The sequence below is a fragment of the Bittarella sp. HCP28S3_D9 genome (assembly GCF_052065655.1).
In the GTDB taxonomy this organism is placed as follows: Bacteria; Bacillota; Clostridia; order Oscillospirales; family Ruminococcaceae; genus Bittarella; species Bittarella massiliensis.
The window spans coordinates 78,448-90,593 of the sequence record NZ_JBQHTP010000012.1 but is presented as its reverse complement, the minus strand read 5'-3'; the positions used below and the strand labels follow the sequence as shown (position 1 = coordinate 90,593).

Annotated in this window: 12 protein-coding genes; all 12 read left to right on the top strand. The window is 64.7% G+C overall.

Translation table 11 applies throughout. From position 1 onward, the window contains the following. Positions 1-323: biotin/lipoyl-containing protein (locus ACTNAU_RS08060; RefSeq protein WP_441098094.1), on the top strand; the 323-nt coding region annotated here is incomplete at its 5' end. Between the two features lie 33 nt (positions 324-356). Beyond that, positions 357-1,754, top strand: a complete 1,398-nt coding sequence (locus ACTNAU_RS08055; protein WP_021658590.1) for an oxaloacetate decarboxylase subunit alpha — start codon at positions 357-359, stop codon at positions 1,752-1,754. Between the two features lie 460 nt (positions 1,755-2,214). Next, positions 2,215-2,811, top strand: coding sequence for a TetR/AcrR family transcriptional regulator (locus tag ACTNAU_RS08050; protein ID WP_441098093.1), 597 nt, complete (start codon positions 2,215-2,217; stop codon positions 2,809-2,811). Then, positions 2,798-3,658, top strand: coding sequence for an ABC transporter ATP-binding protein (locus ACTNAU_RS08045; RefSeq protein WP_441098092.1), 861 nt, complete (start codon positions 2,798-2,800; stop codon positions 3,656-3,658). Before ACTNAU_RS08050 ends, ACTNAU_RS08045 begins: the two co-directional genes overlap by 14 nt. Continuing rightward, positions 3,655-4,356, top strand: a complete 702-nt coding sequence (locus tag ACTNAU_RS08040) for a fluoroquinolone export ABC transporter permease subunit (RefSeq protein WP_441098091.1) — start codon at positions 3,655-3,657, stop codon at positions 4,354-4,356. Before ACTNAU_RS08045 ends, ACTNAU_RS08040 begins: the two co-directional genes overlap by 4 nt. Then, positions 4,353-5,060, top strand: a complete 708-nt coding sequence (locus tag ACTNAU_RS08035) for a hypothetical protein (protein WP_441098090.1) — start codon at positions 4,353-4,355, stop codon at positions 5,058-5,060. Before ACTNAU_RS08040 ends, ACTNAU_RS08035 begins: the two co-directional genes overlap by 4 nt. 1,328 nt (positions 5,061-6,388) lie before the next feature. After that, positions 6,389-7,267 carry a YicC/YloC family endoribonuclease gene (locus tag ACTNAU_RS08030; RefSeq protein WP_441098089.1) on the top strand — a complete coding sequence of 293 codons (879 nt, stop codon included), beginning with the start codon at positions 6,389-6,391 and terminating at the stop codon, positions 7,265-7,267. 21 nt (positions 7,268-7,288) lie between these two features. Then, positions 7,289-7,561, top strand: a complete 273-nt coding sequence (remA, locus tag ACTNAU_RS08025) for an extracellular matrix/biofilm regulator RemA (RefSeq protein ID WP_044992062.1) — start codon at positions 7,289-7,291, stop codon at positions 7,559-7,561. Beyond that, positions 7,554-8,162, top strand: coding sequence for a guanylate kinase (gene gmk / locus ACTNAU_RS08020; RefSeq protein ID WP_059005212.1), 609 nt, complete (start codon positions 7,554-7,556; stop codon positions 8,160-8,162). Before remA ends, gmk begins: the two co-directional genes overlap by 8 nt. After that, positions 8,156-8,359: a DNA-directed RNA polymerase subunit omega gene (rpoZ, locus tag ACTNAU_RS08015; protein ID WP_185915041.1), complete on the top strand. Its 204-nt coding sequence runs from the start codon at positions 8,156-8,158 to the stop codon at positions 8,357-8,359. The genes gmk and rpoZ overlap by 7 nt, the downstream gene beginning before the upstream one ends. Before the next feature lie 46 nt (positions 8,360-8,405). Further along, a complete protein-coding gene (coaBC, locus tag ACTNAU_RS08010) occupies positions 8,406-9,623 on the top strand; it encodes a bifunctional phosphopantothenoylcysteine decarboxylase/phosphopantothenate--cysteine ligase CoaBC (RefSeq protein WP_441098097.1) in 1,218 nt (405 codons plus the stop codon). A gap of 82 nt (positions 9,624-9,705) precedes the next feature. Then, complete coding sequence (gene priA / locus ACTNAU_RS08005; protein ID WP_441098088.1) at positions 9,706-12,141, top strand: replication restart helicase PriA; 2,436 nt, start codon at positions 9,706-9,708, stop codon at positions 12,139-12,141. Positions 12,142-12,146: the final 5 nt, after the last annotated feature.

The following is a 12,146-nucleotide window of genomic DNA, read 5'->3' as shown; positions in this document are numbered from 1 at the left end:
GCGCCGCCCCCGTGGCGGCCCCCGCTCCCGCTCCGGCCCCCGCCGCTGCCCCTGCTCCGGCCCCTGCCGCCGCTCCGGCCCCCGCTGCCGCCCCCGCCGGTGCCGCCGGCGCCGTGAAAATTGAGGCCCCCATGCCCGGCACCATCCTCGACATCAAGGTCGCCGCCGGCGCCGCCGTCAAAAAGGGCGACGTGCTGGCCATCCTGGAAGCCATGAAGATGGAGAACGAGATCATGTGCCCGCAGGACGGCACCGTCGCCTCCATCAACGTGCAGAAGGGCGACTCGGTCAACTCCAACGATTTGATTATGACCCTCCAGTAAAGCATACCTGGAAGGAGAAAGAGGTACTGGTTTATGGCTAAAATTGGAATTACAGAAACCGTATTGCGCGACGCACACCAGTCCCTGTTTGCCACCCGGATGACCATGGACGACATGTTGCCGATTTTGGGCGAGATGGACAAAGTGGGCTACCATTCGGTGGAAGCTTGGGGCGGCGCCACCTTCGACGCCTGCATCCGCTTTTTGGACGAAGACCCCTGGGACAGACTGCGCACCATCAAAAAACACATGCCCAACACCCCCATCCAGATGCTCTACCGGGGGCAGAACTGCCTGGGCTACCGCCACTACGCCGACGACGTGGTGGAGTACTTCGTCGAGAAGTCGGTGGCCAACGGCATCGACGTCATCCGCATCTTTGACGCCCTCAACGACATCCGCAACCTGCAGGCGTCCATCCGCGCCACCAAGCGCCAGAACGCCCACCTGCAGGCCTGCATCTCCTACACCACCTCCCCGGTGCACAACATCCCCTACTTTGTGCAGTACGCCAAGGAGCTGGAGAACGAGGGCGCCGACTCCATCTGCATCAAGGACATGGCGGGCCTGTTGACCCCTTACACCGTCTACGACCTGGTGAAGGCCCTGAAGGAGAACGTGAAGATCCCCATTCAGCTGCACTCCCACTACACCTCCGGCCTGGCCTCCATGGTGCTGCTCAAGGGCATCGAGGCGGGCGCCGACGTGATCGACACCGCCATCTCCCCCCTGGCGCTGGGCACCTCCCACGCCCCCACCGAGTCGATGGTGGCCGCCCTGGCCGGGACCGAGTACGACACCGGTCTGGACCTGAACCAGCTCAACAAGGTGCGGGAGTACTTTGCCAAGATCCGCACCAAGTACATCGAAAACGGGATGATCTCGCCCAAGGTCCTGGGCGTGGACGCCAACACCCTGCTCTACCAGGTGCCCGGCGGCATGATCTCCAACCTCATCAGCCAGCTGAAACAGGCCGGCAAAGAGGACAAATTTGAAGAGGTGCTGCAGGAGATCCCCCGCGTCCGCAAAGACGCCGGCTATCCCCCGCTGGTCACCCCCACCTCGCAGATCGTCGGCACCCAGGCGGTGTTCAACGTCATCGGCGGGGAGCGCTACAAGATGGTCACCAAGGAGTTCAAGGGCCTGGTGCGCGGCGAATACGGCCGCACCCCAGTGGAGATCGAGCCCGATTTCGTCAAGAAAATCATCGGCGACGACGAGCGGATCACCTGCCGCCCCGCCGACCTGATCGAGCCCGAGCTGGATAAGCTGCGGGCCGAGTGCGCCGACTACATGCAGCAGGAAGAGGACGTGCTGACCTACGCCCAGTTCGGCCAGGTCGCGGTCAAGTTCTTCGAGAACCGCCGCAACAAGCAGCTGCACATCGACGGCGAGCACGTGGACACCCAGAACAAGGTCCACCCCCTGTAAGCAGAGCGCGCAAAGGGCGCAGCCCCTGCTGTGAATCGATAGGAAAGACAGCCGGAAGGTAACGAGCCTTCCGGCTGTCTTTTTTTGCCGTTTTCGCGCCCTGGATCCCCCGACTCTGCCGGGGGTGTCAAATTGCTCCCGTGAAAGGCTTCCCGAAAAGAGGGGGCGCAGAAGGCGCAAAAAGAAGGGCAGGCTCTGGGGGGAGGTGTCCTCGATTGCCGGTTTGGCGGTGGCGTGGGCATTATGAAAAGATATTCGATGCCCCGAGGGACTGGGCCTAGATGAGGCCCTTTTGGGATTGGTGCAGATCGCCCGTTTCAGCGGTGACTTTGCCTGGAAGGAGGAAATCTGCAATGCAAGGGGAGGGGGATGGGATGGCCCTTGACAGGCAGCGAGGCGAAGTGGTACAATCTATATGACCAAATAGAAATATATAGTCATATAGATTGGAGGGCGGCCCATGCCCAGATTCAGTGCCGGGGAAAGGGAGATCATCCGGCAGAGATTGATGCGAGAAGGGGAGCGGCTATTTGCCGCGTTCGGGGTGAAAAAGGTCACCGTCGACGAGATCGTGCGGGCCACCGGCATCGCCAAGGGCACCTTTTACACCTTTTATCCCAGCAAGGAACACCTGTATCTGGACATTGCGGGGAACCTGCAATTTCAGATGTGGCGCGATATGGACGCGTTTTTAAAGGAACACCGCGCCCTGCCGCCGAGGGCGCTCTGCAAGGGGTGCTTCCTCTGGATGTTTGACGAGTTGCAGCGCTACCCCATGCTCAGGCAGGCCGACGGGGAGACCGCCGACTACCTCTACCGCAAGCTGCCCCCGGAGGCGATCGAGGCGCACACCCAGGACGACAGGCGGGAGCTGGCCAAGTTGGAGGAATTCGGCATCCGCTTTGCCTGCGGGCCGGAGATCGCCACCAAGGCCCTGCAGACCCTGGCCGTCGCCTTTCTCAATTTGCAGCAGGAGGAGGCGGACAGCAGGCAGGCCGTGATGGAAATCATTCTGGACGGCGTATTGAAGGAGTTGATCGTCGATGAGGACCATTGAGGTGGAAAACCTCTCGTTTCGATACCCGTCCGCCAAGGGGGACACCATCCGCGAAATCGATTTTTCCGTAGAGCAGGGGGAGGTGTTCGGCTTTCTCGGCCCGTCCGGGGCGGGCAAGAGCACCCTGCAAAAGATCCTGACGGGGACCCTCCGGGAATACCGGGGGAGCGTTCGCGTCTTCGGGATCGAGATGAAGCGGCGGCGGAGCGACTACTACCAGCACATCGGCGTGGACTTTGAGTTCCCCAACTTTTACGGCAAATTCACCGCGCGCGAGAATCTGCGGTATTTCGCCTCCCTCTACGCCGGCGAGACGGCCGACCCGATGGCGCTTTTAGAGCGGGTGGGCCTGCACCGCGACGCAGACAAGCGGGTCGACAGCTTTTCCAAGGGGATGAAGATGCGCCTCGGCTTTGTGCGCGCGCTGCTGCACGACCCCGCCCTGCTCTTCCTCGACGAGCCGACCAGCGGCCTGGACCCGGCGAATGCAAGGGTGTTGAAGGGGATGATACGGGAGGAGAGGGAGCGGGGAAAGACCGTCATCCTCACCACCCACAACATGCACGACGCGCAGGAGCTCTGCGACCGGGTCGCCTTTATCGCCGACGGCTCTGTGCGGGCCCTTGACACCCCCTGTGCACTGCGCAGGGGAGATGGAGCGACAGAGGTGGAGTACCGCTTTCGGGACGGCGAAGGGGAGGGGAGGGGCAGTTGCGCCCTGGCCGAACTGGGCGCCTCGCCGGCGTTTCGGGCCGCGCTGCAGCGGGGCCACCTGACGAGCATCCACTCCAAGGAGCGGACGCTGGAGGACGTGTTCATTGCGCTGACCGGAAAGGGGCTGCGATGAGATTTTTAAGTGCCCTGAAAAACGACATCCGCTTTCAGGTAAAATACGGGTTTTATTTTCTCTATGCCTTTTTCAGCGCCGTCTATATCGGCGTGCTGGCGATAGTGCCCCCGGCGTATCGAGACGCGGTCGCCGCCCTCGTCATCCTGACCGACCCCGCCATGCTGGGCATCTTCTTCATCGGCGGGATCTGGCTGTTGGAGCGGGGAGAGGGACTTCACCGCTTTTGGTGCGTTTCCCCCCTCCGCCCGGTGGAGTACGTCCTCTCCAAGGCCGTCTCCCTGGCGGTTTTGTCAACGGTGTCGGCCGACCTCATTGCCCTTGTCTCCCTGGGGAGAGGGGTTCACCTGGCGGGTCTCTCCCTGGGGGTATTTGCCGGGGCGGTGGTGCTCAATCTCATCGGGCTGACGGTCGCCTCCCGCGCCCGCTCTGTCAACCACTATCTGACGGTGGTCATCCTCCCCCTGACGGCCTTGACGGCCCCGCCCGTTCTGACGGCCTTCGGGTTTTCCCATCCGCTCTTGGAGATGGTTCCGAGCACGGCCCTCTGGCGCGCGATCGCCGGCCCCATCGGCTTGGCGCAGGGGGCGGGCGGCTGGCTGTGGGGGGTGCTCGCCCTCTGGTTCGGGCTGGCGCTGGTCTGGGCCGACAGGTGCGTCAGGGACGCCCTGCGGGCAGAAGGGGGAGAGGGCAGATGAGAAACACGGGAAAACTCTTTGCCGCCGGCCTGCGGCAGATAGCGAGGGACGGGATGCTGCTGGTCCTGGTCCCAGCGCCCCTTTTTGCCGGGCTGTTCTTTCGCTTTGCCATCCCCCTGATCGACCGCGTGCTGACGGAGCGGTTTTCCTTCTCCATCGCGGCGTGGTACGGCTTGGCCGACGGCATGCTCATCTGTCTCGCGCCCATGTTTGTGGCCATCATCTCGGCATTCCTGATCCTGGAGGAGCGGGACGAGGGCCTGGGGGCTTTCTACCAAATCACCCCCTCGGCGGGGTATCCCTACCTGCTGGCGCGCATCGGCATCCCGATGGGGTGGGCGCTGGGGGTCACCCTGCTGGTCGCCCTGGCCTTCAAGCTCTCGCCCCTGTCCTTTCAAACCGTTCTCCAAAGTGCGATCGTCAGCAGCCTGACCGGCGTTTTTTTGGCGATGATGGTGGTCTCATTGGCCGGGAATCGGGTGGAGGGGCTGGCCGTCTCAAAGCTGACGGGGATCAGCTTTGCCGGACTCATCCTGCTGTGGTTTGTCCCGGCCCCCCACCACTATTGGCTGGCGTTCCTCCCCTCTTTTTGGATCGGCAAACTGGTGATGGAGGGTGCAGATCCCCTTTCGTTTGCACTGGGGATCTTCACCTGTCTGCTGTGGATCGCCCTCTTCACAAGGCGGTTTTTGAGGAGGGTGTAGGCCGCTTCGCCCCGCCCCGCGGTCGGGAGTGGCGCAGGGAGGGTTTCCTTGCACTGCCTATAATCCCCATCTCCTCCCACTCGGCGACAAATCGTCCCGGGTGCTGGACAGGGGGGCTAACCGGCAAAACCCTGCTGAAAAAGGGTGGTCTGCGGGTTTGCTCCGCCGCGTGCAAGTCTCCCTTCTGCACTTGGCCAGTGTACCGAGATGCTAGCCGGCAGTGGTGGTGGGTGTGGACCGCCTTCCCCCGTCCCGTGGTCGGGAGTGGCACAGGGAGCGTTTTCCCGCGCTGCCTGTAAACCCCAGCTTCTCCTGCCCGGCGGCAAAATGACCTGGATGCTGGGCAGGGGGAAGGCCGACCGGCAAAGCCCTGCTGAGAAAGGGCAGTCTGTAGGTTCACTCGGCTGCACACAAGCCTCTCTCCGCACCTGACCGGCGCCCCGAGGCGCCAGCCGACACACCGGCGCGTTGGAGGGGGGAGGCCGCTTTGCTCTGCACCCGCTGTTCAAGGCGGCGGGGACGTTTTCTCGCACCGCTTGTAAAGCCAACCTTCTTCCACCCGGCAGCAAAACGGCCCGGGTGCTGGGCAGGGGAAAGGCCGACCGGCAAAGCCCTGCTGAAAAGGACGGTCTGCGGGTTTGCCCCGGCACGTGCAAGCCTCCCTTCTGCACTTGGCCAGTGTACCGAGATGCCAGCCAGCAGTGGTGGTGGGTGTAAACCGTCTTGCTCCGTCCTCACTGTCTAAGTCGGTGACAGAGAGCGTTTCCTTGCGCCACCTATAAACTCAAGTTCCTCCCGTCCGGCGGCAAACCGGCCCGGGTGCTGGACAGGGGGCTAACAGGTAAAACCTTGCTGAGAAAAGGGCGGTCTGCGGGTTTGCCCCGTCGCGTGCAAGTCCCTCTCTGCCCCCCTGCCCAGCGCCCCAGAGCGCCGCCAAGTGGCGCTGTATTCTCCTTCCCTTGTCGGCCGCCTGCGGGCGGCCATTCCTTTTTTGTGGAGAGCCCCGTCCACAGGAGAGTGGCAGGGTGGCGGAGGGGAAAACAAATTTGCGAGAAAACTGCAGATTGGCGGAGAAAACGGCCCAAAATAGAAGGGGTGCGGTTGACAGTGACCGCCCCAAAATAGTAAAATAGATAAAAATAGGGGCGGCCCAAACGAGAGCCGGACGCCCCCGCCCGCCAGGGGACAGGAGTCACCGGCGGCGCGCCACAAAACCGCCCTTTTTAGGGGCGGCGATAGGGAGTAAAACAGGCGCCTGCGGGCCGCCGCCAGGCGGAGCCACGCGGGCTGTTTTGTGCCGGTGAAGAGATGAGAAGAGGGGCGAATGGATGGTTCGGAGCATGACCGGGTACGGCCGCAGCCAGCAGCAGCTGGGCGGCTACGACATTCTGCTGGAAATCAGGAGCGTCAACCACCGCTACTTTGAGTTCTCCTGCAAGACGCCGCGGATGTACGGCTATCTGGAGGACAGGCTAAAGGCCTTTGTGCAGGAGCGGGTCTCCCGCGGCAAAATTCAGGTCAACCTCTACCTGCAGCGGCTCGACGGGGGGGACGAGGTCATCGCCGTCAACCGGGCGGTGGCCCAGGGCTATTTGCAGGCCCTGCGGGAGGTGCGTGCCGAGCTGGACGTGGACGACGACATCGCCCTCTCCGACATCGCCCGGCTGCCCGACGTCTTTGCCGTCCGCCGCGCGCAGGAGGACCCCGAGGCCGTCTGGTCCCTGGTCGCCCAGGTGGCCGAGGCTGCGGTGGACGAGTTTCTCGCCATGCGGGCCGCCGAGGGGGAGCGGATGAAGGCCGACATCCTTGCCCGCGCCCAGGCGGTGCTCAGCTATGTGGCCAAAATCGAGGCCGCCGCCCCCCAGACGGTGAGCGCCTACCGGGACAGGCTCTACGCCAAGTTGCAGGAGCTGCTGGGCGACCGCCAGATCGACGAGGGGCGGCTGCTCACCGAGGCGGCCCTCTTTGCCGACAAGGTGGCCACCGATGAGGAGACGGTGCGGCTGCGCAGCCACGTGGCCTCTCTGGAAGAGATCCTGGCCGGGGGCGAGGCGGTGGGCCGCAAGCTGGATTTCCTGGTGCAGGAGTTCAACCGCGAGGCCAACACCATCGGCTCCAAGTGCTCCGACGTGGCCATCAGCAAGCTGGTGGTGGAGATGAAGTCGGAGATCGAGAAGATGCGCGAACAGGTGCAGAATATTGAGTAAGCGGCCCCAGGCCGGAAAGGAATCGCTATGAAACTGATCAACATCGGCTTTGGCAACATGGTGTCGGCCAACCGGCTCATCGCCATTGTCAGCCCGGAGAGCGCCCCCATCAAGCGGATCATCCAGGACGCCCGGGACAAGGGCCTGCTCATCGACGCCACCTACGGGCGGCGGACGAGGGCGGTCATCGTCACCGACAGCGACCACGTCATCCTCTCGGCCGTGCAGCCCGAGACCATCGGCAACCGGCTGGACAAGGGGGAGGATCTGTTGGAGGAGGATGAAGATGAATAACCGCGGGATCCTGTTTGTCCTCTCCGGCCCCTCGGGCAGCGGCAAGGGCACGGCCATCAAAGAGCTGATGGGCCGCCGCCCGCTGAAGCTGTCGGTCTCGGCCACCACCCGCGCCCCCCGCCCCGGCGAGGTGGACGGGGTGCAGTACTACTTCTTGAGCAAAGAGGAGTTCGAGCGGCGGATCGCCGACGGCGAGATGCTGGAATACGTCAACTACTGCGGCAACTACTACGGCACCCCCAAGGCGCCGGTGGAGGAGAGCCTGGCCGCCGGCCAGGATGTGCTGCTGGAAATCGAGGTCACCGGGGCCAAAAACATCCGCACCTTGGCGCCCGAGGCGACGCTGCTCTTCGTCATCCCCCCCAGCATGAAGGAGCTGCGCCGCCGGCTGGAGGGCCGCGGCACCGAGGACGCCGCCACCATCGAGCGGCGGCTGGCGGTGGCCAAAGAGGAGTTGCGGCAGTACGGCCTGTACGACTACGTGGTGCTCAACGACACCGTCGAGAGCTGCGCCGACCAAATCGAGACCATTATGGAAGCGCAGAAGCGCGCCTCCCGCTACATGGGACAAATTATGGAAAGAGTGATGGAAGAATGTTAAGACCTGCACTGAGTGAACTGCTGAAACCCAACCAGAGCTATTACATGCTGGTGGTGGCCGTGGCCAAGCGCGCCCGGGAAATCGTGGACGAGGCCGCCGAGGAGGAGCGCATTCTGGTGGAAAAGCCGGTGAAGCTGGCGGTGATGGAGTTTGCAAAAGGCGTTTGCTCCATCCGGGACGACGGCAGAAACGACTGACAGGCGCACCCCGCACAGCGGGCGGCGCGCGCAGGAGGGATGAATGATGGACCTGACCGGCAAGAAGATTTTACTGGGGATCACCGGCGGCATCGCCGCCTACAAGATGGCCAACGTGGCCTCGGCCCTCACCAAAGAGGGGGCCGAGGTCCACGTCCTCATGAGCGAGAACGCCACCCAGTTCATCACCCCCCTCACCTTTGAGACCCTCACCCGGCGCAAGGCCTATGTCGACACCTTCGACCGGGTCTTTTCCTGGGACGTCAAGCACATCTCCCTCACCGAGGGGGCCGACCTCTTCGCCGTGGCCCCGGCCACCGCCAACTTCATCGCCAAGGCGGCCTGCGGCCTGGCCGACGACATGCTCACCACCACCTTTTTGGCCGCTACCTGCCCCAAGCTGGTGGCCCCAGCCATGAACGTGAACATGTACGAAAACCCCGCCACCCAGCAAAACATCGAGACCCTGCGCCGGCGGGAGATGCTGATCGTCGAGCCGGACAGCGGCTACCTGGCCTGCGGGGTCACCGCCAAGGGGCGGCTGCCCGAGCCCCCGGCCCTGGTGGAGGCCATCCACCGCATCCTCTTTCCCCCCAAGCGGGATCTGGAGGGGGTGCGGCTGCTGGTGACCGCTGGCCCCACCCGGGAGTATTTGGACCCGGTGCGCTTTCTCAGCAACCGCTCCACCGGGAAGATGGGCTATGCCATCGCCGCCGCGGCCCAGCGCCGGGGGGCGGTGGTGACCCTGGTCACCGGCAAGGTGTCCCTGGCCCCCCCCGAGGGGGTGGAGACGGTCCCCGCCGAGTCGGCGGAGGAGATGTACCGAGCGGTGATGGACCGGCTGGACGGGCAGGACATGGTGGTCAAGGCGGCGGCGGTGGCCGACTTCACCCCGGCCCAGACGGCGGGGGACAAGCTGAAAAAGGACCAGCTGGACGGCCGCATCGAACTGGTGCGCACCAAGGACATCCTGGCGGCGGTGGGGGAGCGTGCCCGCCCCGACCAGGTGATCTGCGGCTTCTCGATGGAGACGAGGGATCTGGTGGAGAATTCGTCCAAGAAACTCGCCTCCAAGCGCGCCGACATGATCGTGGCCAACAACCTCAAGCAGCCCGGCGCCGGGTTCGAGGTGGACACCAACGTGGCGACCCTCCTCACCAAGGAGGGGGCGGAGGAGCTGCCCCTGCTGCAAAAGGGGGAGTTGGCCGACCGACTGCTGGACCGGCTGCTCGCCCTCTGGCAGGCCAAGCGGGGCGAGCACTAGAGCTGCGCGGGGGAGCGGCCTTTGGCGCCCGGCGCGCCTGGCCCCCGCGATGGAAAATAGAAGAGAGGAGGCGGCTTTGTCTGTGCCCGAAACGGTTGCGAAAATAGCGGTGGACAATGCCGCCTTTTACTTTGACAAGCCCTTTAGCTACAAGATCCCCCCCGCCCTGCGGGAGGAGGTCGCCCCCGGGGCGCGGGTCACCGTCCCCTTTGGGCGGGGGAACAAGCGCCGCAGCGGCCTGGTGCTGGAACTCTGCCAGGAGGAGGACACCTCCCGCTGCAAGGAGATCGCCAGCGTCTACGACCGGGAGCTCTGCGAGAACGAGGAGCTCTTCAAGCTGGTTTTCTACCTGCGGGAGACCACCTTCTGCACCTACTACGACGCGGCCAAGGCTATCCTCCCGGCGGGGGTGGGGATCACCATCAAGGAGTATTTCCTCCTGCGCGAGGAGCTGCTGCCTCCCGCCCTCACCCCCCGGCAGCAGTCGGCGGTGGAGGCCCTGCGCGCCCGCCGGGGGCGGCTCCTCTGCGCCGATTTGCTGGCGGCGGCCGGCTGGAAGCCGGACGCCAGGGAGCTGCGGGAGCTGCTGGAGTGCGGCGCCCTGGAGCGGGACTACCAGAACCGCCGCCGCTACGGCGGGGACCAGATCACGTGGGCCAAGGCCATTCCCTTTACAGGTAAGCTCACCCCCAAGCAGAAGGCGGTCTACGACTGGCTCTGCACCAGGGAGAAGGGGGCCACCTTGAAAGAGCTGCTCTACCAGACCGGGGTGGGGCGGACGGTGGTGGACAACCTGAAAAAGAAGGGGGCCCTGGCCCTCTTTGAGCGGGAGAGCTACCGCGAGGTCTTCGACGTGGCCGGGCGGGAGGACCCGGGCGGAGTGGTGTTGACCCCGGCCCAGGCGGCGGTCTACGACGCCCTGTCGGCGGCCATGGCGAAACGGGCCTACGGCTGCTCGCTCCTCTACGGGGTCACCGGCTCGGGCAAGACCCTGGTCTTCATCAAGCTGATCGAAAACGCCCTGCGCCTGGGCAAACAGGCGATTTTGCTGGTGCCGGAAATCGCCCTCACCCCCCAGGTCATCACCCGCTTCAAGACCCTCTTTGGGGAGCGGGTGGCGGTCCTGCACAGCGGCCTCTCGGTGGGGGAGCGGGCCAGCGAGTACCGGCGGATCAAGGAGGGGAAGGCCGACATCGCCATCGGCACCCGCTCGGCGGTCTTCGCCCCCCTGCGAAACATCGGCATCATCATCCTGGACGAGGAGCAGGAGGGGAGCTACCACTCCGACTCCTCCCCCAAGTACCACGCCCGGGACGTGGCCCGCTTTCGCGCCAAATACCACGCCGCGCAGTTGGTGCTGGCCTCCGCCACCCCCAGCGTGCTGACCTTCAGCGCCGCCAAGCGGGGGGAGATCGCCCTCTACCAACTGCCGGAGCGGTACTCCGGCAACGCCCTGCCCCAGGTGGAGCTGGTGGACATGAAGGCGGAGCTGGCCTCGGGCAACACCTTTGAAATTTCCCGCCCCCTGGCCCGGCAGATCCAACTGGCCGTGGGCGCGGGGCACCAGGTGATCTTGCTCATCAACCGCCGGGGGTACAACACCACCGCCGTCTGTTCGAGCTGCGGGGCGGTGGCCCGCTGCAAGCACTGCGACATCCCCCTGACCTACCACCGGCAAAACGGGCGGCTGGTCTGCCACTACTGCGGCTACTCGGTGGAGCTGACCGGCCGCTGCGACAACTGCGGCGACAGCCACCTGCGGCTGTTGGGGGCCGGCACCCAAAAGGTGGAGGACCAGCTGGAACTCCTCTTCCCCGAGGCGCGCATCCTGCGCATGGACACCGACACCACCGTCAGCAAGGACTCCCACCGCGCCTTTTTACAGGCCTTTGCCGGGGGGGAGTACGACATCCTGGTGGGCACCCAGATGGTGGCCAAGGGGCTGGACTTCCCCAACGTCACCCTGGTGGGGGTGCTGGGGATCGACCACGTGCTGGGCGGCCAGAGCTACCGCAGCTTTGAGCGCTGCTTCTCCCTGGTGACCCAGGTGGTGGGCCGGGGCGGCCGGGGCGCCCAGTCGGGGCGGGCGGTCATCCAGACCTTTGACCCCCAAAACCGGGTGCTGGGCCTGGCCTCCCGCCAGGACTACGACGCCTTTTTTGCCGAGGAGATGCAGGCCCGCAAGTACCTGCTCTACCCGCCCTTTTGCGACCTCTGCCTGATCGGCCTCACCGGGGCCAAGCGGGAGCGGTGCATCGAGGCGGGCCGGGCGCTGATGGAGATCTTGCAGCGGCTGGCCCAGGGCAGCTACCGGGGGGTGCCCCTGCGGCTGATGGGCCCCACCCCCTTTTTGGTGGAGCGCGTCAGCGACAAGTACCGCTACAAGATCATCGTCAAGTGCAAGAACAACCGCACCTTCCGCGCCCTGCTGCGGGAGGCCATTGCCGCCCTGGCCCAGCAGGTTTCCCTGCGGGATGTGGCGGTGGGGGTAGATTTTCACCCCGACAATGAGATATAATAGAC

Excerpts from the sequence above, each read along its gene's own strand:
- ACTNAU_RS08045 (WP_441098092.1), top strand. The coding sequence starts at position 2,798 with ATGAGGACCATTGAGGTGGAAAACCTCTCGTTTCGATACCCGTCCGCC.
- ACTNAU_RS08030 (WP_441098089.1), top strand. The coding sequence starts at position 6,389 with ATGGTTCGGAGCATGACCGGGTACGGCCGCAGCCAGCAGCAGCTGGGC.
- ACTNAU_RS08055 (WP_021658590.1), top strand. The coding sequence starts at position 357 with ATGGCTAAAATTGGAATTACAGAAACCGTATTGCGCGACGCACACCAG.
- ACTNAU_RS08040 (WP_441098091.1), top strand. The coding sequence starts at position 3,655 with ATGAGATTTTTAAGTGCCCTGAAAAACGACATCCGCTTTCAGGTAAAA.
- coaBC (WP_441098097.1), top strand. The coding sequence starts at position 8,406 with ATGGACCTGACCGGCAAGAAGATTTTACTGGGGATCACCGGCGGCATC.
- gmk (WP_059005212.1), top strand. The coding sequence starts at position 7,554 with ATGAATAACCGCGGGATCCTGTTTGTCCTCTCCGGCCCCTCGGGCAGC.
- rpoZ (WP_185915041.1), top strand. The coding sequence starts at position 8,156 with ATGTTAAGACCTGCACTGAGTGAACTGCTGAAACCCAACCAGAGCTAT.
- ACTNAU_RS08050 (WP_441098093.1), top strand. The coding sequence starts at position 2,215 with ATGCCCAGATTCAGTGCCGGGGAAAGGGAGATCATCCGGCAGAGATTG.
- ACTNAU_RS08035 (WP_441098090.1), top strand. The coding sequence starts at position 4,353 with ATGAGAAACACGGGAAAACTCTTTGCCGCCGGCCTGCGGCAGATAGCG.